Source organism: Dyadobacter sp. HNCC25DJ185, assembly GCF_056895195.1.
This window is the reverse complement of the sequence record NZ_JBXHAR010000011.1, coordinates 178,527-201,356: the sequence shown is the minus strand read 5'-3', so window position 1 is coordinate 201,356 and position 22,830 is coordinate 178,527. Positions and strand designations below refer to the sequence as shown.

Genomic DNA, 22,830 nt, shown 5'->3' with positions numbered 1-22,830 from the left:
ATTTAGAACGTTCTGTCATCCGCAGAAGGGCCATAAATGCTTGGGACAGGTATTTCGCTGATCCGCATGTACACCGTCAGCTGCCCGCGATGGTGTACCCAGTGATTGATCGTCGAGCCTATCCCATCCATTTTGGATTGCGTGAAAAGGACTTCCCCATTTCTTTTCAAATGAAATTCACCTTTTAAATCTTCATCTGTAATCCCCTTCAGTGCGTCTATTGCCCCCTTGAAACATTCGTCGTAATGGGCAACCAACTCTTCCTTTGTTTTCCATTCAAAACGTTTGTAAGTCGCGAAATCTACTTCGCCATCCCGAATCATAAAGGTGATCCATAAAGGAATTTCGGCTGTCAATAAAGTCAGATACTTCATGTCCATGGAAGTAGGATGCGGCTTAAAACCGTAGACTGTCTCGGGAATTCTTTCCAGACATTTTCTGGAAGACGTATATTCCGCTTCCAATTCCTTAATGTAGGCGTTTACAAATGCTGAATTGTCCATAAGCGATTATTTTTTTGTTTAAATTACCTAAAAAATAGTGCCTGCCTCAACCTTCGATCATGGAAACCTCCACTCTGATTCAGCCTGTTAAGTCGTCCGAACGTATCCATGTGTTAGACGCCGTCCGCGGTTTTGCGCTCCTGGGGATTCTTTTGATGAACATTCCCTATTTTGCTTTTCCAGAAGAAACGGTATCCAATCTGAACATCCGAAATGAATATTCCGGACCGAACTATTACGCGTGGTGGATCATCAATATGTTCTTTGAAGGATCCATGCGGGGGCTTTTTTCCATGATGTTTGGTGCCGGGATGGTGTTGCTCACAACGCGCCTGTCCCATAATATCCATGTAGACAGTGCTGCCGAAATATACTATCGTAGGTTGATCTGGATGCTTTTGTTTGGCTTGATAGACGCTTATATTATCCTCTGGCCAGGCGACATCCTATATTCCTATGCGATTTGCGGGTTATTTTTATTTCCGTTAAAAAACATAAAACCAAGACATTTACTCCTTATTGCGGGTATTTTGATGCTATTTTTAGTCGCTAAAACTACCTACCAGCGGGGCGAACCCCTCAGGAATAAGATCGCAGCTGAGGCCATCCTGAAAAAGAAATTACCCCCCGGAAAACAAACACTGGCAGAGAAGGAATTGGTCGAAAAATGGAAAGGATTTCAGGAAAGGCAAAAGCTCGAAAACAAGAAAAAACAGGTACAGACCGAAATCAGAAAGACCAAAGGTTCTTACACGACACTCTGGTCTCATTATGCCGACATCAATACCTACCTCGAAGCCAATGATTTTTATCAATCAGGGTTTCTGGATTGTCTCATTTTCATGATCATCGGCATCGCATTCTATCAACTTAAAATCATGACCGGCGAGAGGACACCGATCTTCTACCTCCTTTTTGCGATTGCCGGGTATCTGGTCGCTTTTCCATTGATTTATTTTCAATTGAAATTTTCAACTGTTATCAGGTTCGACGTGATCAAATACTTGGAACAGTTCAGTATCCAAACCTATGAAATCCGTCGGCTTGGACTTACAATCGGGCATTTAGGTATGCTGATGCTGCTTTACAAGTCAGGTTTATTCAAATGGATCTTCGACATTTGGGCGAAGGTCGGCCAGATGGCTTTCAGTAACTACCTGCTTCAAAACATCACTTGCGGGCTGATTTTCTACGGGTTCGGGTTCAATTATTTCAACGAACTCGAACGATATCAGCTCTATCTCGTCGTTCCCTGCGTCTGGACATTGAATATTATTTTCAGCTTTGTTTGGCTGCGTTTCTTCCGGATCGGGCCTTTTGAGTGGATTTGGCGCAGTTTAACATATTGGAATATTCAGCCAATCCGCAAATAACAGTCTGACGAATACCTGTTTCGGGCCAGTACAACAAATCGAATATCCCGGCAATCGGGACCGGCAGAAAATGAACCGGAGAATGTCATTTATCGTGCGTGACCTTTTTAATTTTCACCGCCCTTTTCAACATGTCGGTTTCCTGCAAAATCTTATTTTTTAAAAAGTAAGGATAGTCCGGATGCTCATTTAGGAAAGCCTGTGCAATTACTGCTGCTTCTTTGGATGAATGCCCGGCAAAAGTTTGATGCAGCCAGCGTGTGGGAAAAAAGATGTCTCCAGTGAGCTGAATTTCCTGCAACAGGTCGAGTGACGGTCGCAAATACTTTATTGCGGATTGTTGCCTGAGCGGATGGTGCAGATAGGATAACGCCTCCAGCACCCAAGCTTCCTTTTCACGGTTTTCCTCTTTTTTTAATGTCTCAAAAAAAGCGTCACGTTTTGCACCATCGGGATGCAGCGCCGGTATAACGAACTGCATTCTGCTCTTCCTGTCAGGATTCTTTGTGTTTTTAAGCTGCTCGTCAAGGATGGACTTGGAGCCATCGTCGCTTTTGAGTGCGAGTTCACAAGCGAGCGATATTTTGTCGTCTTCCGAAAGTACCAGGTCCTTCATCGCCAGTTTGCCATTCCATAGCGCTTCCATTTTCTTCCAGCCATCATCGCTTACAGCAAGGTTTTTGAATGCCCGGAAATACGAAGTCTTCACGCCCTTGTCCTTTGTTCTGTCCAAAAGCCGCCAAAGAGTTGCCTCCACATTGGCCTGATCAGCTTCCCTCTGTTCCGGCGTCAGGAAAGTCCACCAGGCACTTTGCAGGTTGCCCAGCAAATAATCGAGCAGCAAAGGATTATCTTCTGTTGGCAAGGTTGTCAAAATATGGGTTACAAGGTCCCGTGGTTTGGGATTGCCGCTTCTGAGCAGTCCTTCCCAGATATTTACAAGCATTGCGCCGCGAAAAACCGGGTTTGCGAACATCGAATCCTTGCTTGCATAATGCTGAATGAAATAGGCTTTACTGGCACTGTCCATTCCGAAATAACCATAACCCGTTCCATCGGAATTTGGAAAAATCACCTTCCCTGAGCCCGCCTGCAACGCCTCAAAAACCAGTGATTGGCCCCATACCCTTCCCGAAACCGAGTCTTTAACTTGCGTCAGTGATACTTTTCCGTTATCGGTTATCCGGTACTCCGGCATATCGGGCGTTTTTACCCAAACGTCGCTCCAAGTTGCGATATCCTCGGGCGTATTTTTATCGATGATGCCAATCAGGTCATCCCAGCGCGCATTTTTAAAGGAATAGGTTTTCAGATACTCCCGCAGGCTTTTTTGCATGAGGTCCTCCCCGATCATTTTCTCCAGCTTGCGCATCACGATCGGCGCTTTCATGTAAATGATCGCCCCGTAAAGCGTACCGGCATTTTTGAGGTTTCCAAGATTTTGTAAAATCGGGTTGGTACCTGCCGTACGATCGATATCATACGCATTGGGATAATGCGCCAGCAAGAACCGCAGGTTGTGGTTGATTTCGGGAAAGCTTGGATGGACGATTTTGGCAGCCATGAAATTGGCGAAAACTTCTTTCAGCCAGACGTCGTTGAACCAGTCCATCGTCACCAGATCGCCAAACCACATGTGCGCAGATTCGTGTGCAATCACACTTGCCCTGGAAAGCAGGCGATTGACCGACGGATTTTCATCCAGAAACAAAGCCGACTCATTGTAAAAAACAGCCCCCGGATGCTCCATCCCCCCGTATTGAAATGAAGGCACGAGCACAAAATCGAACTTTCCGAAAGGATAATCGATGCCCGTATATTTTTCCAGCCAGGTCAGCGATTGGGCATGCAGGCTGAAAACTTCGTCGCGATTCCGGTTTACTTTGGCAGTATCCGTCTCGCGGTAATACATAGTCATTTCCCGGCCTTCTATATTTTTTGTCGCCTTGAAAAACTTGCCCGCCGCAAATGCGAACAAATAAGAGCTGACAGGCTTGGTAGGAGCAAAATGGTACGTCAGCTGATCTCCTTCTTCCTTCCTGGACGCCAATTTGCCATTCGAAACCGCTTCCCACGCTTTGGGGGTTTTCAGAGTGAGTTGGTAAACTGCTTTCAGATTAGGCTGGTCGAAAAGCGGGAAACAGGTCGACGCACGATCCGGCACGAAAAGCGTATACAAATATTCGTCACTGCGGTTAAGCGAAAGGTTTCCTGCTACAAATGAAATGCGGACCTGATTTGTGCCCTTCTTCAAATCCGCAGGCCCAATCACAATGTGCTCATTAACAAACTCGTAGGAAACTTCCTTGTCCCCAACCCTCACTTCCCGGATATGCGAACCATCGACATTGAAATCGATCACCAGTGCCGAATCCAGGGCATTCAGCTGAAATGTGATTGTCTCCTTCCCTTGTATCGCCTCACTTTTTTGAGCCGGAATATCCAGCTCAATGTCGTAGCGAACACTGTCTATGGTTTTCTTACGATATTCATTGAGGGCGAAGGAAACGCCCTTTACGGGCGGGGAAGATTTGGGTTGGCAGGAAGCAAAAGTGACGATCAAGGCGAAAACGCAGAGTAAAATCTTCATCAGGCTGGTTCTGTTTTTTTCAAAAGTAATATTTCGGTTGATTTCAGGCGGCATAAAGCGTTTTCAATTCGTTACGTTTCGTAACAGATTTTATTTACATTTACATTAACACGTACTCATGGATGAATGAAATTTGATCTGAGAATGAGATTGATGGCACTACGCCACTATTTAAGATACAATTAGTAGATACTTACTTCTGAACAAGTTGCTGAAATTCTGGATGTGATCGCTAAAATTCTGGAAGTTTCAAAAGAATTGGATAGTAAGAAGATAGAACCATGAAAACAATCGGAAAGCCAAAAGACGAATTGCAGGCATTATTGACGGATGCCCGTGATTCACTTGCTGAGGGGCAAAATTACCTTGCGAAGGACGGGAAAAAATATGAATTGCACGACTGGATCACAATCGCGGAATATTGCAAGCGCTTCCATATCCCCAATACCCAAACTGTTAGCAACTGGATCAAACGGGGGATTATATCAAAAGAAAATACAGTGGTCATTGAAGAATACAACCATATCAGACTTGTTAAAGCCATACCTTACCAGGATAAAAACGGTCCTGTACATTGACCTATAAAATACTCACTCCTTGTTGCGAAATATGAAATATTCTATCTGCTTCATTATTTTCATCTTACTGATTAATGCCAACCCGTTAAAAGCCCAATCCCTCGCTCCCCTTTCCGTCGAAAAAATCATGAGGGACCCGAAGGTTTGGATTGGGACTTCCCCGAGCGACATTAACTGGGCCGACGACTCCAAAACCATTTATTTCAACTGGAACCCGGACAAGAATTTTTCCGATTCGCTTTATGGCTACTCGCTGGCAGACAAGAAGATCAGCAAAGTTGAGATTGCCGACCGCAAGAAAATGGCAGGCAGAAATGGGGCGTATAACCGGTTGCATACAGCAAGGCTTTATGAGAAGAATGGGGACATTTTTATGATTGGTTATCCGGATTTTGCGATCCGCCAAATCACCAATACCGTTGAGCGTGAGAGCAATCCAACGTTCAGCGGCGATGAGAAAAATATCGTTTTCGAGCGTGCTGATAACTTGTACAGCGTATCCCTGGAAACCGGCCTGCTGACCCAGCTAACCGATTTTAAAACTGGCTCAAAAAAACCCGATTCAAAACCTGGCATACAGGAAGAGCATCTTAAAAAAGATCAGCTTGCTATGTTCGAAATCCTGAAAGAGCGAAAAGAGAAAAAAGACGCAGGAAAGAAGGTAACCGATGCTGAGAAGCCGACGCGCCCCAAAGAAATTTATCTGAGCGAGAAAACGGTATCCAATCAGCAGCTAAGTCCCGATGGCAGCTTTATCACTTACCGGCTTACCCAAACCGACAAAACGTCAAAATCAACTATTGTGCCCAATTACGTCACCGAGTCTGGTTTTACCGAGGATTTGCCTGCCAGGACCAAAGTGGGTGCACCCGCGTCGGGGTACGAGTTTTGGGTTTATGATATCAAGAAAGACACCACCAGAAAAGTTCTCGTAAAAGACGTCCCCGGCATCCACGACAAGCCCGACTACCTCAAAGACTATCCCCAGCAGGATTCCGCCTGGAAAAACAAAGAAAGGGAAACGATTATCCACGGACCCTACTGGTCGGACGACGGAAAACATGCCGTTGTGGTGATCCGCTCACTGGACAATAAAGACCGCTGGATCATGTCGTTCGATCCCGGGTCGCTTACATTGAAACCATTGGACCTCCAGCGGGATGAAGCATGGATTGGCGGGCCGGGAATAGGCGGTTATGCCATGAGTGCCGGGGAAACGGGCTGGATCGACCATCAGACTTTCTATTTTCAAAGCGAAGAGACCGGTTATTCCCATTTGTATTCTATAGATGTGATCTCAGGAAAGAAAACGGCATTGACATCCGGCAGGTTTGAGGTTCAAAATGTGACACTTTCGAAAGACAAAAAGACCTTTTACCTGGTTACCAACGAATTACACCCTGGCGAGCAGCATCTGTACCGCATGGCGGCCTCCGGCGGCCAACGGGAGCGCATCACGCAAATGCCTGGGGCGCACGAAGTAACCTTATCGCCCGACGAAACAAAATTTGCCATTCGCTATTCCAAAAGCGACGCACCTTGGGAACTGTACCTCATGGATAACCCCTCGGCACAATCCAAAAACACAGTTCCTGAACGCATTACTGAATCCGTCAGCAAGGAGTTTAAGTCATACAAGTGGCGTGAGGCAAAAATTGTAACCATTAAGGCAACCGACGGTCAGCTCGTTTATGCCCGCGTTTACGAACCCAAAAAATCAAATGGAAAAGCAGTTGTATTTGTCCACGGGGCCGGGTATCTTCAAAATGCGCACAAATGGTGGAGCCAGTATTTCCGTGAATACATGTTCCATAACCTGCTCACTGATAAAGGCTACACCGTGTTGGATATGGACTATCGAGCAAGTTCCGGTTATGGAAGGGACTGGCGGACCGGCATTTACCGGTTTATGGGAGGTAAAGATCTGACAGACAACATTGACGGCGCCAAATGGCTTGTCAAGAACTACAAGATCAATTCCAGGAAGATCGGTATTTACGGCGGTTCTTATGGAGGTTTTATCACTTTGATGAGCCTGTTTACGACACCCGACGTATTTACAGCCGGGGCTGCGCTTCGCCCGGTAACCGACTGGGCCGCCTACAATCAACCCTATACTGCAAATATTTTGAACGAACCGCAATCGGACAGCCTGGCCTACAGGAAAAGCTCGCCGATCTACTACGCGTCGGGATTGAAGAACCATTTGCTGATCTGCCATGGCATGGTAGACGTGAACGTGCATTACCAGGATGTAGTCCGTCTGTCCCAGCGCCTCATAGAATTGGGAAAAGACAATTGGGAGCTTGCTTCCTACCCTATGGAAGACCACGGTTTTGTAGAAGCTTCTTCCTGGACGGACGAGTACAAGAGGATACTCAAGCTTTTTGAGGAAAAGCTTTGAGACAATAATTTGTTTCAAAACACCTATCCCATAATCGACGGAATGATTTTTGTTAAAGGATAGAACCGGGGCGTCTGATCTTGTTTCGAATGCCCGGGAAAATTTATCCAACAAATTAAGAAATCATGAAAAAAGTATTTGTTCTGGCTGCATTAGTGATAGGATTGTCATCAGCGGCGTTTGCCCAGGATACCACACAGACAAAAGGTGAAAAAGCGGTAGCTGAAACCAAATCTGCTGGAAGGAAAGCAGGAAAAGAAATCAAAAAGGATGCAAAAGTCGTTGGAGAAAAAACCAAAGAGGGGGCCGAAAAAGTAGGTGACGGCGCAAAAAAGGGAGCGGAAAAAGTAGCAGACGGCACAGAAAAAGCCTATGACGCGACTAAAAAAGGAACCAAGAAAGCCTACAAAGCAACAAAAAAAGAAGCCAAAGAATTGAAAGATGATATCAAAGATAAGACTGACAATAAATAGTCTGACCTGATATATCAAAAAATCCCGGCCATAAGCAGCCGGGATTTTTCGTTTATCATAGGTTAGCTCAATTTCTTTTTCAGATAGTCGAGAGACAATTTGTAAGCGTCTGCTGCAGCGGCAGCATCATATTTGGGATTGCTTGGGTTTGCAAACGCATGCACTGCGTCGTACATTTTAATGGTCACCTTCTTGCCGGCAGCTTTCATATCTTCTTCAAACTTGCTGACGGTCGCCGGAGGAATGCCGGTATCCTGGCTCCCAAAAATGCCCAGTACGTCTGTGTTAAGCGTCATTAGCTTTTCAATGTCGCTTTCCGGGCGGCCATAGTACATCACGCAGCCTACGATTTGCTTACCACCGGCGATCGCGTTCTGCAAAGATAGCATGCCCCCGAAACACCAGCCAATGCTGGCAATTTTTGCGCTCTTGCCCGCATATTGAATCCCGCCTTTTGTAATTGCCGACAATCTGGCCGCATCGGCCTCCTGCATCAGCTTGCCCGCTTCTTCGCGCGTAGCACCTACTTTCCCGTCATACATATCCAGCGCAAGCACATTCACGTCGCCCAGATCCTTATGTAGCTTGGCCGCTTCCTGTTTAATGTAGTCATTAAGACCCCACCACTCCTGGTACACAAAAAGCCATTTGTCTGATTTTTTAGAAGATTTCAGAAGAAATCCGGAGGCAGTTTTACCATCGGGCGTCGGGAAAGTAACTGTTTCCCCAGCCCCCTGGTAATGAAAAGGGACCGGATTTTCATGGAGCATTCCGAAAGCCGGATTCGCAGCCAAATCCGACATGCCATTTGCAGACGCCACCGCCGGGGCGTAACAAACCGGGATCGGTTTATGCTCTTGCTCCAGTTCCGGCAGGAACATTTTAAAGATGTAAATAGTCAGTAGAACGAAAATAGTCCCCATAGGTCTGTTGCTTGGAATAATGATTAATAGATACCTGAATATATGCAAAAAACAAGCCGGGTTCGTAGCCAGCCGGCATATTCTTTATACGGACAGGAGTCTTAAAGGATGCGTCCACTATGGATGATAGGGGAAACTATTGGACTTATTGGCCAGCAGGAACTTAATCGCGATTACGCCCCGTTAAGAAAAAAGAAATTGCACAAGCCATGAATCACAAGCAGTATTTTTTTTTAATCCTCATTTTGGGTTCGCTGGCAACAGTCAGCCCGTTCTCAATTGACATGTACCTCCCCGGCTTTCCACGTATCGCCGAGGACCTTCACACAACGATCGACAAAGTTCAGCTTTCGCTCACCAGTTATTTTATCGGGATTTGTATCGGGCAAATGTTATACGGCCCCTTGGTAGATCGCTTTGGCCGCAAAAAACCGCTGTATACGGGACTGATGATCTATATCATCGCGTCTTTTGGCTGTTCGCTTACCTCCTCAGTCGATGCTCTGATCGGGATGCGTTTTCTGCAGGCGATGGGCGGATGTGCCGGGTTGGTGGCTTCACAGGCCCTTGTGAGTGATATTTTTCCGATCGAGCGCAGGGCAGAAGCCTTTTCGTTTATCACGCTGGTCATTGCCGTCTCTCCTATGATCGCCCCTACGGTAGGCGGTTATGTTACTTCAAATATAGCCTGGCAATGGATATTTATTATTTTGGCCGGCATCGTCAGTCTCATTGTGATGTGCGTTTATTTCTTCTTACCTACCGGAAAAGCGCCCGATACTTCTCTCTCCCTGAGGCCCAAGGCGGTGCTGTCCAGTTATGCGACCGTGATCAGACAGCCGCAGTTTTCGATTTACACCGCAGCAGGCGGCCTGGCCAACGCGGCGACCTTTGCATACATTGCGGGTTCATCGGATGTTTTTATGAATATATACCATGTAACCGAACAGCAATACGGCTGGATCTTTGCGTTTCTCGCGTTCGCTATGATCGGTTCTACTCAATTGAACCATTTACTGCTCAGAAAATTCACCAGTGAGCAGATCATCAAGGTTACCTTGCTTTACCAAAGTTTTTTAGGATTGATTCTAGTCTTTGGCGTGTACAATCACTGGTTTGGGTTATCGGGTTTGATCGGAATGATGTTTCTCTTTCTGACAGGCCAGGGACTGACAGGGCCTAACACGTCGGCTTTGTCGCTGGCACCGTTCAGAAAACATACGGGCAGTGCCTCTGCCCTGCTGGGAAGCTGGCGTATGGGCGCCGGGGCGCTTATTTCAGCGGTTGTAAGCTTTCTTCATAATCACACAGCGATGCCAATGGTGGGCATGATGGTGTTTTGCGCGGTGGGAGGCCTGATCATATTGCTTGCAGGAAATGCAGTGGTCAAATATCAGGCAAGACATCAGGATGTGGAAGACGAAGTTTCTGTTCTGCTCTGACCGTCTAAGGCAGGTTCTTCAAAGCATTAAAAAGCATATCCATGAATGCGTCACGGTCGAGATCATACGCCACAGTGGCATTGGGCTCTCTTTTCAAAACATTGTAAAAATCCACAACCGTTGCCCCCGTCGTCAATTCGCCCTTAGTCTCGACGTCTACATAGCACGATTTTGTTTTAAAAATCGCCGGGTTTATCAGCCACGCGATTGCACAGGGATCGTGGAGGGCTGCTCCACCGTCCAGTTCAAGCCGGTGTTCTTTGTAAAAAATTGAAAAGAAATCCATTAAGTCTGCGGCAACGGCACCCGACTTATTTCCAAGTGACCTGAACAAGCCGATATCTCTCTCGAAAACCAGTGCTTTGTGTGTCACATCCAAACCGCACATGGTAATGGGCACACCAGAATGGAATACCATGGCGGCCGCTTCGGGGTCGGCATACATGTTGAACTCGGCAAGTGGGGTCATATTGCCACGGAATATCCCGCCCCCCATCAGCGATATCCGCTCAATTTTGTCTTTTAACTGGGGATAACTTTGCAGGAAGCCCGCTATGTTGGTGAGAGGGCCGGTCGGGACAATTGTTACTGGTTCCGATGCCCCTGCAAGTACCTTTGCGATTCCTTCGATTGCCATTTCCGGTTGCGCGGAAAAAGCAGGCTGAGGTAAAGACGGCCCGTCGAGCCCTGTTTCACCGTGGACGTAATCTGCCGTAATGAGGTCACGGAACAATGGTTTTTCTGCACCACGATAAACCGGTACCCGGACTCCGACGAGCGTGAGTATCTTCAATGCATTGGAAAGAGTCCTATCCTGTGTTTGATTGCCTGCGGAAATTGTAACAGCCTTCACGTCAAACCGGTCACTTCCAAAGGCCAGCATGAGCATCAGGGCATCGTCGTGCCCGGGATCGCAATCTATGATAACCGGAATTTTACGGATCATCTCTTGGCGGCTTGTCTTCTGAAAATCGACTTTTTATCAACCAGAATCCCCAGACCGTAGTGCTGGGGAAAGTTGTAAAGCTCCTGGCCCGTCACTTTTGCAATATCCTTAACGGCGTTTCTTACGGCCGGAAAGCTCTCTGTATCATGAAAAATAGTGCAATCGCTATGCCTGGCGGCCCAGAGCCCGCATTCGAACGTCTCCGCGTAATGATGTACGATGTCGACATGCGCCAGATCGTACCGCTGCTTATCTCTTGCAATCCAGTCTTTATAGTCCGATTTAAACAACTGTATACCCGGGTAAGGTGCAAGCCTGGCGCTGGTTTCTTCGTAATGCTCATTTTTGTTGACCGTATGCTCGTCCCCTTCAAATGTATCGATGCCTGTGACGGAATGGAAATAATTGGAAAAAGCGACAGCAGAATAGCCAAACTCCACGCCAAATTCTATGCAGCGGTTTCGTTCCAGTCCAAATTGTTCAATGATATCCTCAATAATCATTTCCAATCCTTTCCAGGCGGAAACAATTTCCAGAAGGTGGTTGGGCTGGCGTAGGTTTTTAGGCTTATAAGGCCTGATGTCCAGTATAAAATTTTCCCTGATGTAGGTCCTCAATCCCATGGCTTGTTGAAAATGGTAATGCACAAAATTACCGTACCTGCACGTACATTTCCAACCTGCCTATTTCTTCCCCTGTACGATTCGGACCTGGGTGACTTTTGCCTCCTCTGCAACATCCGGATTATGTGAGCAAATAAAGAGGCCCACCAATACTTTGTCCCCTAAATTTTTCATTTCGTGGGACCCTACCTCTTGTAAATCCGCCCCTTTTGCGGCCGCGAACATGGTATAGGTGTTTCCCTTCCGCTCAATGCGGATTGTACGGGTCTTTTTTTCCTTACTAAAAATCTCGTCTTCGGGGTCCCGCATTTTCTCCCCTTTCGCGACCCGCCATTGCAGAACCGTCAGACCGTCGCCGTGCACCACCGCGCTGACGTGCGAAGCGTCGTCAGCCAATGATTCCCGGACCATCCAGCCTACTTTCCGGTGGCCATCTGTCCCTTTCCCCTCCAGCTCAAAATCTGCGGTAACTGTAAAGTCGCCCCTCAGTTCCCGAAAAAGATATTGAAATTCATCACGGTCAAACCAGATATTGTAGCCCGAGCCCTTCAGATAATAAGTTTTGCCCGCCGTATCGTACCGCGATGCCCCCGCCAGCTTGGGATTACCAATGTCCGCGTTCGTTTCAAAAACACCAATTTGGGCGGGTGCAAAGCTTACCAGCACGATAACTGTCAGCAACAGAGATAGAAGTAATGGTCGTTTCATCAGAAAAATATTATTGTAACAGTGAGGAACAGTATACAGCAGGATAGTTGACCCGCAGGAAATATGCATTATTGTATCAATAAATTTACATTTTTTTAGTTAGTTTATTGATCTTAGCGAGAAAGTGTAAACGGAATCCTGAACCTGTATTATGAATTTTAAGTCAAGATTAGTTTTTACCGTGCTGTCAGCGTGGGCTGCATTGATTTTTCAATCGTGTAATCAGGCCCCCTCAGGTCAGCCCAGGGAAGAGAAAATACCCGAACTTGTAAGCTACAATTTTGATATCCGTCCCATTCTTTCGGATAAATGTCTGGCCTGCCATGGGCCTGACGCCAACAAACGGGAAGCCGGTTTGAGATTGGACGTGGCCGAAAGCGCATTCAGGGCATTACAGGAAAATCCAAAAGCCCACGCGCTTGTTGCGGGCAAGCCGGAGCTTTCACAGGCATATCTCCGGATCACTACCACAGATACTTCACTTCGTATGCCGCCCGTAGGCTCCAACCTCAAACTGACCCAGCGTGAGATAGACCTGATCGAAAAATGGATCAGGCAGGGAGCTAAATACGAAAAACACTGGGCCTTCGTAGCCCCCAAGAAACCCGCCATCCCCGAAGTAGACGATAAAGATTGGCCAAGAAATGAAATTGACCATTTTATTCTGCAAAAACAGGAGCAAAAGGGCCTCGAACCCAATGAGGAAGCGGATAAGGAACGTTTGCTGAAACGCCTGAGCCTGGATCTGGTCGGGCTGCCTCCTACTTTGAAAATGATGGACGATTTCATGGCGGATAAAAGGCCGGACGCCTATGAAAAAATGGTCGATCAGCTCTTGAAAAATCCTGCTTATGGTGAGAAAATGGCCATTCACTGGCTGGACCTCGCGCGATATGCCGATTCACATGGTTATCAGGACGATGGTTACCGCACCCAATGGCCCTGGCGGGACTGGGTTATTCATGCATTTAATGAGAACATGCATTACAATGACTTCGTAACCTGGCAGCTGGCCGGCGATTTATTGCCCAATTCAACCAAGGAGCAATTACTTGCAACAGGCTTCAACCGCAACCACAAGATAACGGAAGAAGGCGGGGTCATTCCGGAGGAATACCGGATTATGTATGTGACAGATCGTAACGACCTGTTTGGCAAGGGCTTATTGGGTGTAACGCTGGAATGCGCGCACTGTCACGATCACAAATACGACCCGTTCTCGCAAAAAGAATACTACCAGATGTTCGCCTTCTTTAACAATGTGAAAGAGGTCGGAATAGAATCTGTGATTGGCGGGCCCGAGACCTATGCCAAAAAACCGCTGATGGAGATCAGCAACGACGACGTCAAAAAGATACTGACATTTGTCAACAAGCCGGATACCAACAGACTGATTGTATCCGTCATGGGCGACCTGGATACGACGAGGAAGACCTATATCCTGAAAAGAGGCGTTTATGATGCGCCCGGCGATGAAGTACAGCCCGGAACACCTTCGTCGATCCTTCCCTTTGATAGTAAGTATCCCAAAAACAGGCTCGGCCTAGCCCAATGGCTTTTCGACAAGCGAAATCCTTTGACCGCCCGCGTATATGTCAATATTCTATGGCAGGAATTCTTTGGGAAAGGCATTGTAAAAACCTCCGGCGACTTCGGAATGCAGGGAGAATTACCAAGCCACCCTGCCCTGCTTGACTGGCTGGCCGTTGATTTTATGGAGCACAACTGGGATATCAAGCGGCTTGTCAAACAAATGGTCACGTCATCCACCTATCGGCAATCGGCGGTTGTAACGAAGGAAAAGCTGGCTGTCGATCCCGACAATATCCTGCTGGCGCGCGGCCCTCGCTACAGGATTCACGCCGAATTCATCAAAGACCTTGTCCTTGCCAGCAGCGGCCTACTCAATAAAACAATCGGAGGACCGAGTGTCAAACCTTATCAGCCGGCCGGCTTATGGGAAGGCGCGACTTCCGGAAGAGGCTTGCTGTCTGTCTACAACCAGGATCATGGCGCGAGCCTTTACCGGAGAGGAATGTACACGCTGATCAAGAGGACTGTTCCGCCGCCGACAATGAGCATTTTTGATGCGAGTAACAGAGATCTGTGCGAGGTAAAAAGGTTGAAAACCAATACTCCGCTGCAAGCACTCGTGATGATGAACGACCCTGCCGTCCTGGAAGCATCCAGAGTGCTGGCCACCAAGCTTTTGCAGGAAAAAACAGACAGTAAGGCGAAGCTGATCAAAGCATTCAGGCTGATCGTTTGCCGTACCCCCAATGAAAAAGAGCTGGAAGTGCTCACTAATTATTACGATCAGCAGTTGAAAACGATCAAACCGCAAACGGCCGAAAAAATGATTGCCATCGGCGAATATCCTTTGATGAAAAACCTGGATAAGAAAACATTGGCATCGCTAATGCGCGTCATCACGACGATTTACAATCTGGAAGAAACCATAACAAAGTCCTAAGGCCAACAGCCGATAGCTACCCGCGAGACCATGGAAAAAGAAATCTTAGAACACGGATTCAATTTTAACAGACGACGCTTCCTTTCCAGCATGAGCCTCGGAATTGGTGGAGTGGCATTGGGCTCGTTGCTCATGCCCAATCTATTGAACGGAGGCGGGGTTGAAGAAGAAGGCTTTACACCCGGCATACCCCACTTTGCACCCAAAGCAAAAAGGGTTATCTATATGTTTCAAAACGGGGCACCTTCCCAGCAGGAACTGTTTGACTATAAGCCAAAACTGCGGGAAATGCTCGGACAGGAGATTCCGCCGTCGGTAAGAGGTACGCAGCGCCTGACCGGGATGACGGCCAATCAGGCTTCATTCCCGCTGGTCGGGTCCTTTGTGGATTTCAAACAATACGGACAATCGCAGGCTTGGATAAGCAACCTGTTGCCTTATACTTCCAAAATCGTGGATGACATTTGCATCGTCCGGTCCATGTATACGGAGGCTATCAACCACGACCCCGCTCTGACCTTCCTACAAACCGGCTCGCAACAAGGAAACAGACCCAGCATGGGCTCCTGGCTGAGTTATGGCTTGGGTAATGAGAACAAAAACCTGCCCAACTTCACCGTATTGCTTTCCAGAGGTGTGGGTAACGGACAAGGTGTTTATTCCAAATTATGGTCAAATGGTTTTTTAGACTCTGTTCACCAGGGTGTTCAATTCAGCAAAGGCGAAGACCCTGTTTTGTACTTACGTGATCCGGAAGGTATGGACCGTCACGACCGCCGGGACATGCTCGATAATTTGTCCCAGTTAAATGAACTGTCTTACCAGGAATTTGGCGACCCGGAAATTACGGCCAAAATAAAACAGTATGAAATGGCCTACCGGATGCAGACTGCCGTGCCGGAAGTAATGGATCTCTCGAAAGAATCGGACGATATCATTAAATTATATGGTCCGGAATGTCTTGTTCCGGGTACTTATGCTGCAAACTGTCTGCTGGCGCGCAAGCTTTCGGAAAACGGTGTGCGGTTTGTCCAGCTTTATCACCAGGGCTGGGACCAGCACGGTAACCTGCCTTTTGAAATTGCCAAACAGGCCATGGACGTCGATCAGGCCTCTGCTGCATTGGTCACAGATTTGAAACAGCGTGGATTGCTGGACGAGACGCTGGTAATCTGGGGAGGTGAATTCGGTCGCACCAGCTATACGCAGGGAAAACTTACCGCCGACAACTATGGCCGCGACCATCACCCAAGGTGTTTTACAGTCTGGATGGCTGGCGGAGGTATCAAACCGGGAATGGTTTACGGAGAGACTGATGAGCTTGGGTATAATATCGCCAAAGATCCTGTTCATGTGCATGATTTTCAGGCCACTATCCTGCATCAGCTTGGTTTGAACCATGAGAAGCTTATTTTCAAACATTTGGGAAGAAGGTACCGGCTAACCGACGTTTCCGGCAAAGTGGTGAGGGATATTATCAGCTGATCCCTGCGCGTCTTATTTATTGATCAAATATTTGGTAAATTTTAAATGCATTTGAGATTCAGGGGGTTTGCGGAACAAGTTTTAGTTGCGTCCAATATTTTCATTCTATTTCTGCTGCTTTTCGAGAGCAAACTGGTTATTCCGCCATGGCTGCAAACAATAGGCCGCATGCACCCGCTGATCCTGCATTTCCCAATCGTCATCCTCCTGCTGGCGATGTTGCTGGAATTTTTCCGTTTCAAGCCCGAATATGCAACCAACCAGTTTTACAGGAATTTTTTACAGGGCCTTTTGCTGGTAGGTGCCCTTTTTGCGGCGGTGACAGTCATCATGGGCTTGTTCCTATCCCGGGAAGACGGTTATGAAGGCCCCACTCTCACGTATCACAAATGGACAGGCGCCGGTATTTTCTTCATTGCTTCGATCATTTATTGGATACGAAATACGAATTGGTACAAAGCGCCCCTGGCGAAGGCAGGCGCTTTCATTACGGTAGCTGGTTTGGTAATGACCGGCCACTATGGCGCCGCACTGACCCACGGGAGCAATTTTATTTGGGAACCGGTCTCGATTGAAAAGGAAATGGCGGCCGTACCATTGGACCAGGCGGTCGTTTATATGAACGTGATCAAACCGATTTTCGACCAGAAATGTACCAGCTGTCACAACCCCGATAAATTGAAAGGCGAATTGATCCTGACCGACCCGACATCGATATTAAAGGGAGGGAAGTCGGGGAAATTGCTGGTCCCCGGAAATCCTCAGATTAGTTTGCTCCTGCAAAGGGTTCATCTGCCTCAGGAGGAAAAAAAGCACATGCCGCCTGCCGGAAAAACCCAATTGACTTTGCAGGAAATTTCCTTACTGACCTTGTGGGTTAAACAAAAGGCCGATTTCAGGAAAAAGCTGATTGATCTGCCCGAAAATGATTCGTTAAGAATACTGGCATCTGCATACCTTTTGCCAGCCCAGCAGGAGGAAGAATTCGACTTCCCTGCTGTGGACGAAGAGGAAGTTGCCAAATTGAATACCGATTACCGTACCATTCTCCCGCTTGCGAGGGAATCTCCCGCGTTGGCAGTAAATATTTATAACAGCGCCGCATACAATGTGAAGCAACTGGATGAATTGAGCGGGATTAAGAAACAGGTTATAGCATTGAACCTCAACAAAATGCCAGTAAAAGACTCTGATATAAAAAGCATCAGCCAATTCGAAAACCTGCGAAAACTGGATCTGAACTTTACTGATGTGACCGCAGCCGGATTGAAAGAATTATCGTCGTTGAAACATCTGCAAAACCTGACGCTTTCGGGCACAAAACTAAACTTCGGAGATCTGAAAGGCCTTTTGCCAAATTTGAAAAGCTTGAAAACAATCGCGGTATGGGATACGAAGCTCTCGGCAGCGGATGTAGCGCAATTACAAAAAACACACAAAAACCTGAATATCATTGGTGGCTTTAAGGACGACGGCAAAAATCCTTTGCAATTGAACCCTCCGCAGGTGAAAAACAGCTCGACTATTTTCGCACAATCTATTAACGTGGATCTGAAACATCCTATCAAAGGTGTGGATATCCGCTTTACAACGGACGGGACCGAGCCCGACAGCATCAAATCACCGCTTTTTAATCACAACACGGTTTTTACCAAAAGCGAAACCGTCAAGGCAAAGGCGTACAAGGCAGGATGGTACGGCAGCGAAATCGCAACATTTGATTTCTTCAAAAGCGCTTATAATCCCGACAGTGTGAATTTATTGGCCCCGCTGAACAGGGTTCACCAGGCCGAAGGCGCGAAGACCTTTTTCGATCATAAACTGGGTGTTATCGGTGCTAACAATCCCGCCTGGGCTAACAACTGGGCGGGCGTTAGAGACAATGACATGGCTTTTGTGTCAGAATTCAAGAAGCCAATCCTGCTATCCTCCGTCGGCCTGCATTATATGGTAGAAGAAGATACAGGCATTTTCCCTCCCGAACTGGTAGAAGTTTGGGGCGGGCCTGATGCCGCGAATTTAAAATTAATGACAAAATTTAAAGCTGCTATGCCTTCCAAAGGCGATAAGCCTTCACTGAAAAGAGTCGAGGGAACATTCAAACCTCAGCGTGTTTCCTACCTGAAAATTGTGGCAAAACCATTGGCTAAGATCCCGGAATGGCATCGCAGCAAAGGCAACAAGGCGTTGCTCCTGGTTGACGAGATGTTCCTAAATTGATCGGAAGTCTGATTATGCTTTTGAAACTCTTCGCCACATTTCGGCGCATGCACGGGCATTGTGGTAAGGGCATTTCCAGAAGTTGATCTTATCGCCTTTCACAGGTGTACCGTCCTCCTTCACCGTGCCAAACCACTCGCCCCTGTCTTGATCGACAAACTCATTGACAATGTAATCCCAGCTTTTCTCAGCCTTGGCCCTGAACTGCGCGTCACGGGTGAGCTGATAGGCATTGTAGAACCCTACCAGCTGTTCCGCTGCAACCCACCAGCTGCGGTCGGTTTGCAGGTGTTTGGTTTCGGGGTCATACTCATAATTAAGGGCCCCGTCGGGACTGAGACCTTTGGTTGCCGCAGTTGCCATTAAAATGGATTTCTTCTTCATTTTCCCAATCAGCTTCTCATCGTGAAGAATTTCCGCCGTTTCAAAGAGCAGCCACGAAGCCTCAATGTCGTGCCCGTACGAAATGATGTTATCCTTTGCTTTCCATTGCTCGTCGAAGAACAATTGCATGCTGTTGGTTTCCGGGTTCACGATATGGGTGATGATAGCTTCCAGCATATTGGCAGTCTGTTTCTTTAGTTTGCTGTCGGGCCAAACGCTGTACAGATTTGTATAAGCCTCCACCAAATGTAAATGCGTGTTCATGCTCTTGATCCAAGGGCTTTTACTCAGGATGTAATCGTCGGTTGGGGACCAGTCGCGCGCGAATGCTTCACGATAACCACCATTTACGGCGTCAAATGCATATTTTTCGATGATATTGAAAAGATCTTTGGCTTGCTCGAGCGCAGGTTTGTGGTGGGTGACGCGGTAATATTCGCTGAGTCCGTACATGGCAAATGCATTGCCGTAAATCTGCTTTTTGGTTTCAAGCGGCGTGCCATCTGCTTTCACGGACCAGTAAACGCCGCCATATTCTGTATCAAAGAAATACTTCACGAGTTGGTGATAAGCGCGATCTGCCAGGGTTAAGTATTTGGCTTCTTTGAGCAGGCGGTGTGCCAGTGAAAAAGTCCAGAGAATCCGGCCGGTAAGTACTACCGAGCGGTCTGAATCTTTAATGGGCTGGTTTTCGTAGTTTACCCTTCCATAAAAGCCGCCTTTCTCCGGATCAGGCCCGTATTTTTCCCAATAATCGAGAATTGCGATCAGTTCTTTTTTGAATGCTTCGGGAGTAAATGCGGCCATTTTGTAATGTCGTTTTACAAAAAAGCAACGAGATTATTTTTCTTACTTGCCGGTCCGGCTACCTGATCGCACTCGAACTTTGTGAAAGAACTGCGTTCAACCTGTCGCCAAGTTGGTCGTAGTTCCTTAAATACGATCCGGCGACGCTGGTCTCCAGACCGGAAGCTCAACTACCTCCCAACCGGCACCGCTAGCTCCTCTACATTCCATCCCTCAAGCGAAATAAGTGGCGCTACCTTTTCTGAAGATTTGTAGTCCAATACTACCTTTCTACTCTCACCAGGTAAGACCGAAATATAATTATCATCATAAAAAACCGGCAGGATGCGCTTCTTAGTGGCCGGATCCAGCAATGCAATGCGGTTGAAAAATGCGATCGGCGCTCCGGCGGGATTTGAAATCGTCACTTCAATTTTGCCTCTGGCAACTTCGCGGCTTGTCATTGCTACTTTGGTTTTCGACATACTCTGTAAACCGCTGTATTCACCCTTGGCATCGGGCAGCCAATATAAGTTATCGCTGAGGATTTCTTTTTTGAGGTTTAGCAACCGCAACGAAAGAAAAACGCCCTCCTTCTGAGCAGCCTCCCGGATTTGTTTGGTAATATCCATGATCATGCGCGTTGTTGACGGCCCGATCTCAACGAAAACCTGCCCCATACTTTTCGCATTGCCCTTCATATCATACGTGTTCATCACCAGCATCAGGTCGTACTGATGCTTAAAAGTATTGTTCACGATTGCCACAGCCGTATCAGCTGGGTTGTACATGACGTGCAACGGCTCGCTACCAGTGTGTAAGCCATAAAGACAGGCATTGGGATCGAGGTAATAATCGTACATCTGGCCGCGCATCGCCGTCCATGGGTTTTGGGTTTTCCAGATGATCACACCTGTGTACCAGTCCCACATATGCGCACTGAAACCTTCCATCAAGGCCCGGTACTGGTCAAAATTGACGAGCTGGGCCTTCTTGCCAAAATCCCGGGCGTCTTTCACTTTTCCGTAGGAATCGATGTACTGATCGTAACCGATGTATTTGTGATACTGCCAAACAGAATCGACTTTTTCCCGCCTGGTCTCGGGAGAATAAACCGGCGCCATGAGATTTTCTTTGGGCAAAAACCTTTCAAGCGACTCGTAATCGCCTACACCCACAGAGCCGATTTCAGAATTAAAAGGCCAGGTTTTGTAGTTCCAGAAACGCGCCAGCGGCTGAATACCATAGGGCCCGTCGCCATTTCCTCCCAACGAATTGAACGACATATCATCGGAATTGGAGTAATCTACAAACCAGCGCGTGCCATCGAGTTTTGGCAGGATCGAATCCCTCAACGGGGTCTGGATATCGATGGGGAGCGTGATTTCGTTTCCACCGCACCAGATGGCAAGCGAAGGAAAATTGCGGATCATTTTGATCTGGTCAGCCGCCGATTTCAGAAACAGGTCGTGATCGTCCGGATATTTCCGCCTCGTCCATTGATCGTCCAGTTTCATGGGATCTACCCAGCGTCCATTGCAATCGCCAGAGCCCCAGAAATCCTGCATGACCAATATGCCGTATTTATCGCAGGCCTCGTAAAACTCCGGCCTTTCGGTCAGCGCGCCGCCCCATATCCGCAGCAGGTTCAGGTTCATATCCCGGTGAAAGCGTACTTCCGCGTCATACCTCTCTTCCGAAAAGCGTAACATGGCGTCCGAAATGATCCAATTGCCTCCTTTTATAAAAACCCGCTGTCCGTTCACAGAGATCTGCTTGCTCTTCGTGCTGATGTTCCAGTCTGCCTGGATTTCACGGATACCTACATTCAATTCTTCCTTATCGGATAACTTTCCGTTCAATACAAACTCCATTTTGAACGGATACAGAAACTGGTTACCGTAGCCGTTAGGCCACCAAAGCTTTGGATTGGCAATAACCTGGTCGGGCAACGCTGCTTCAATGGTTTTTCCCGCAGGTACGGTTACTTCCTTCGATATCTTTTTCCCATCGATGAAATACTGCAAAATACCTTTCTGAGCTGTAGCAGACACATTCTCAAGTTCTGCCGTGACTTTGAGAGTAGCCGGCTGCTGCGGCCCCTCCGGATTTCTTTTGCCCGGTACCAATGTGACAATATGTGGATTTTTGATACTTACCTTCCCGGTTTTTTCAATGAAAACTTTGTCCCAGATCCCGGTGTTGCGGTCACGGACAGGTTGTATCCAGTCCCACCCTGCTACATACTGGTGCGCTACATTCCTGGCCACCGTACCGTCGCCACCCTGTCCGCCGTTCGGGTTACCCACTGGGTCGGGAGGATATACGATCACTGCCAGACGGTTTTTCCCGGTTTTACTGATCACGGAAGTGACAAGGTAGGACTGGCGCAGGAACATACCGGAATGCGTCTGTGCGTTTAGCTTCTTACCATTCAAAAAAACGTCGCAGCTATAATTGACACCGCGTAAATGCAGCCACACCTCTTGTCCCGGCAACGCGGTTTCTTCAAAATCCTTTACAAACCAATAGGTATAATAATCCCTTCCGGTATTGAAAATATCGGGAATCAGTTTATTATTCATTCCAAAAAACGGATCAGGTATTTGCTGATTCGCCAGCATGGTCGTGAGCACGGTGCCAGGCACAACCGCGGATTCCCATGATCCCGTGGAAAATGTACTTTGAGAAATGGCCTGGCCTGTTTCTTTGACCTTCGAAACGGGCGCACATTTCCAGCCCGAATTCAGTTCGTATTGTGTCTGTGAAAAGCAGGTCAGGTTTGCGAAAATCAAAACGCCCAGGATCAGGCATGGGAAAATCTTCATAAAATGGAGGAAAGTTGTGTCGTTGCCGACAAATATATCTCAACTCCCCCGGAAGATGCAAGGCAGAAAGGAGCATTCGTTGAAATAGTAA

At 47.5% G+C, this 22,830-nt stretch carries 16 protein-coding genes; 8 read left to right on the top strand and 8 right to left on the bottom strand.

The window, feature by feature from the left end:
- Positions 1 to 2: 2 nt before the first annotated feature.
- Positions 3 to 503: a DinB family protein gene (locus tag AC1XUF_RS27505; protein ID WP_483345076.1), complete on the bottom strand. Its 501-nt coding sequence runs from the start codon at positions 501 to 503 to the stop codon at positions 3 to 5.
- Between the two features lie 59 nt (positions 504 to 562).
- On the opposite strand from AC1XUF_RS27505, the gene AC1XUF_RS27500 reads away from it, so the two are divergent.
- On the top strand, positions 563 to 1,876 hold the full coding sequence (locus AC1XUF_RS27500; RefSeq protein WP_483345075.1) for a DUF418 domain-containing protein: 1,314 nt from the start codon (positions 563 to 565) through the stop codon (positions 1,874 to 1,876).
- Between the two features lie 85 nt (positions 1,877 to 1,961).
- On the opposite strand, the gene AC1XUF_RS27495 is transcribed toward AC1XUF_RS27500, so the two are convergent.
- Positions 1,962 to 4,466, bottom strand: coding sequence for a M1 family metallopeptidase (locus AC1XUF_RS27495; protein WP_483345074.1), 2,505 nt, complete (start codon positions 4,464 to 4,466; stop codon positions 1,962 to 1,964).
- Positions 4,467 to 4,747: 281 nt separating this feature from the next.
- Here AC1XUF_RS27495 and AC1XUF_RS27490 point away from each other — a divergent pair, with 281 nt between their 5' ends.
- The 3 genes from AC1XUF_RS27490 (at position 4,748) to AC1XUF_RS27480 (ending at position 7,921) form a co-directional block, all read left to right on the top strand.
- On the top strand, positions 4,748 to 5,044 hold the full coding sequence (locus tag AC1XUF_RS27490) for a hypothetical protein (RefSeq protein WP_483345073.1): 297 nt from the start codon (positions 4,748 to 4,750) through the stop codon (positions 5,042 to 5,044).
- Positions 5,045 to 5,075: 31 nt separating this feature from the next.
- The gene (locus AC1XUF_RS27485) at positions 5,076 to 7,448 is read left to right on the top strand and encodes a S9 family peptidase (RefSeq protein ID WP_483345072.1); all 2,373 of its coding nucleotides are present in this window, start codon (positions 5,076 to 5,078) and stop codon (positions 7,446 to 7,448) included.
- A gap of 125 nt (positions 7,449 to 7,573) precedes the next feature.
- A complete protein-coding gene (locus AC1XUF_RS27480; RefSeq protein WP_483345071.1) occupies positions 7,574 to 7,921 on the top strand; it encodes a hypothetical protein in 348 nt (115 codons plus the stop codon).
- Between the two features lie 62 nt (positions 7,922 to 7,983).
- Here the strand turns inward: AC1XUF_RS27480 and AC1XUF_RS27475 are convergent, their stop codons facing one another.
- Positions 7,984 to 8,844: a dienelactone hydrolase family protein gene (locus tag AC1XUF_RS27475; RefSeq protein ID WP_483345070.1), complete on the bottom strand. Its 861-nt coding sequence runs from the start codon at positions 8,842 to 8,844 to the stop codon at positions 7,984 to 7,986.
- Positions 8,845 to 9,053: 209 nt separating this feature from the next.
- Between AC1XUF_RS27475 and AC1XUF_RS27470 the strand changes: the two genes are divergently transcribed.
- The gene (locus AC1XUF_RS27470; protein ID WP_483345069.1) at positions 9,054 to 10,286 is read left to right on the top strand and encodes a multidrug effflux MFS transporter; all 1,233 of its coding nucleotides are present in this window, start codon (positions 9,054 to 9,056) and stop codon (positions 10,284 to 10,286) included.
- Positions 10,287 to 10,290: 4 nt separating this feature from the next.
- Here AC1XUF_RS27470 and AC1XUF_RS27465 read toward each other — a convergent pair whose 3' ends face one another.
- Genes AC1XUF_RS27465 through AC1XUF_RS27455 form a run of 3 tightly spaced genes read right to left on the bottom strand, consistent with a single transcriptional unit; the run spans position 10,291 to position 12,563 of the window.
- Positions 10,291 to 11,232, bottom strand: a complete 942-nt coding sequence (locus tag AC1XUF_RS27465) for a nucleoside hydrolase (RefSeq protein WP_483345068.1) — start codon at positions 11,230 to 11,232, stop codon at positions 10,291 to 10,293.
- Positions 11,229 to 11,855, bottom strand: coding sequence for a class I SAM-dependent methyltransferase (locus AC1XUF_RS27460; protein ID WP_483345067.1), 627 nt, complete (start codon positions 11,853 to 11,855; stop codon positions 11,229 to 11,231). Before AC1XUF_RS27460 ends, AC1XUF_RS27465 begins: the two co-directional genes overlap by 4 nt.
- A gap of 60 nt (positions 11,856 to 11,915) precedes the next feature.
- Entirely contained in the window at positions 11,916 to 12,563 is a 648-nt protein-coding gene (locus AC1XUF_RS27455; protein ID WP_483345066.1) for a hypothetical protein, read from the bottom strand.
- Between the two features lie 151 nt (positions 12,564 to 12,714).
- Here AC1XUF_RS27455 and AC1XUF_RS27450 point away from each other — a divergent pair, with 151 nt between their 5' ends.
- From AC1XUF_RS27450 to AC1XUF_RS27440, 3 genes are read left to right on the top strand one after another with little or no spacing between them, the layout of a single operon-like run.
- Entirely contained in the window at positions 12,715 to 15,036 is a 2,322-nt protein-coding gene (locus tag AC1XUF_RS27450; RefSeq protein ID WP_483345065.1) for a PSD1 and planctomycete cytochrome C domain-containing protein, read from the top strand.
- A 30-nt stretch (positions 15,037 to 15,066) separates the two neighbouring features.
- Positions 15,067 to 16,521, top strand: coding sequence for a DUF1501 domain-containing protein (locus tag AC1XUF_RS27445; protein WP_483345064.1), 1,455 nt, complete (start codon positions 15,067 to 15,069; stop codon positions 16,519 to 16,521).
- 45 nt (positions 16,522 to 16,566) lie between these two features.
- On the top strand, positions 16,567 to 18,741 hold the full coding sequence (locus AC1XUF_RS27440; protein WP_483345063.1) for a c-type cytochrome domain-containing protein: 2,175 nt from the start codon (positions 16,567 to 16,569) through the stop codon (positions 18,739 to 18,741).
- A gap of 12 nt (positions 18,742 to 18,753) precedes the next feature.
- On the opposite strand, the gene AC1XUF_RS27435 is transcribed toward AC1XUF_RS27440, so the two are convergent.
- Together AC1XUF_RS27435 and AC1XUF_RS27430 are read right to left on the bottom strand one after the other, a co-directional pair.
- Positions 18,754 to 19,932 carry an AGE family epimerase/isomerase gene (locus tag AC1XUF_RS27435; RefSeq protein ID WP_483345062.1) on the bottom strand — a complete coding sequence of 393 codons (1,179 nt, stop codon included), beginning with the start codon at positions 19,930 to 19,932 and terminating at the stop codon, positions 18,754 to 18,756.
- 170 nt (positions 19,933 to 20,102) lie between these two features.
- Positions 20,103 to 22,739 (bottom strand): glycoside hydrolase family 2 protein, encoded by a 2,637-nt coding sequence (locus AC1XUF_RS27430; RefSeq protein ID WP_483345061.1) that lies wholly within the window; start codon positions 22,737 to 22,739, stop codon positions 20,103 to 20,105.
- Between the last annotated feature and the right edge of the window lie 91 nt (positions 22,740 to 22,830).

Excerpts from the sequence above, each read along its gene's own strand:
- AC1XUF_RS27505 (WP_483345076.1), bottom strand. The coding sequence starts at position 503 with ATGGACAATTCAGCATTTGTAAACGCCTACATTAAGGAATTGGAAGCG.
- AC1XUF_RS27500 (WP_483345075.1), top strand. The coding sequence starts at position 563 with ATGGAAACCTCCACTCTGATTCAGCCTGTTAAGTCGTCCGAACGTATC.
- AC1XUF_RS27495 (WP_483345074.1), bottom strand. The coding sequence starts at position 4,466 with ATGAAGATTTTACTCTGCGTTTTCGCCTTGATCGTCACTTTTGCTTCC.
- AC1XUF_RS27490 (WP_483345073.1), top strand. The coding sequence starts at position 4,748 with ATGAAAACAATCGGAAAGCCAAAAGACGAATTGCAGGCATTATTGACG.
- AC1XUF_RS27485 (WP_483345072.1), top strand. The coding sequence starts at position 5,076 with ATGAAATATTCTATCTGCTTCATTATTTTCATCTTACTGATTAATGCC.
- AC1XUF_RS27480 (WP_483345071.1), top strand. The coding sequence starts at position 7,574 with ATGAAAAAAGTATTTGTTCTGGCTGCATTAGTGATAGGATTGTCATCA.
- AC1XUF_RS27475 (WP_483345070.1), bottom strand. The coding sequence starts at position 8,844 with ATGGGGACTATTTTCGTTCTACTGACTATTTACATCTTTAAAATGTTC.
- AC1XUF_RS27470 (WP_483345069.1), top strand. The coding sequence starts at position 9,054 with ATGAATCACAAGCAGTATTTTTTTTTAATCCTCATTTTGGGTTCGCTG.
- AC1XUF_RS27465 (WP_483345068.1), bottom strand. The coding sequence starts at position 11,232 with ATGATCCGTAAAATTCCGGTTATCATAGATTGCGATCCCGGGCACGAC.
- AC1XUF_RS27460 (WP_483345067.1), bottom strand. The coding sequence starts at position 11,855 with ATGGGATTGAGGACCTACATCAGGGAAAATTTTATACTGGACATCAGG.
- AC1XUF_RS27455 (WP_483345066.1), bottom strand. The coding sequence starts at position 12,563 with ATGAAACGACCATTACTTCTATCTCTGTTGCTGACAGTTATCGTGCTG.
- AC1XUF_RS27450 (WP_483345065.1), top strand. The coding sequence starts at position 12,715 with ATGAATTTTAAGTCAAGATTAGTTTTTACCGTGCTGTCAGCGTGGGCT.
- AC1XUF_RS27445 (WP_483345064.1), top strand. The coding sequence starts at position 15,067 with ATGGAAAAAGAAATCTTAGAACACGGATTCAATTTTAACAGACGACGC.
- AC1XUF_RS27440 (WP_483345063.1), top strand. The coding sequence starts at position 16,567 with ATGCATTTGAGATTCAGGGGGTTTGCGGAACAAGTTTTAGTTGCGTCC.
- AC1XUF_RS27435 (WP_483345062.1), bottom strand. The coding sequence starts at position 19,932 with ATGGCCGCATTTACTCCCGAAGCATTCAAAAAAGAACTGATCGCAATT.
- AC1XUF_RS27430 (WP_483345061.1), bottom strand. The coding sequence starts at position 22,739 with ATGAAGATTTTCCCATGCCTGATCCTGGGCGTTTTGATTTTCGCAAAC.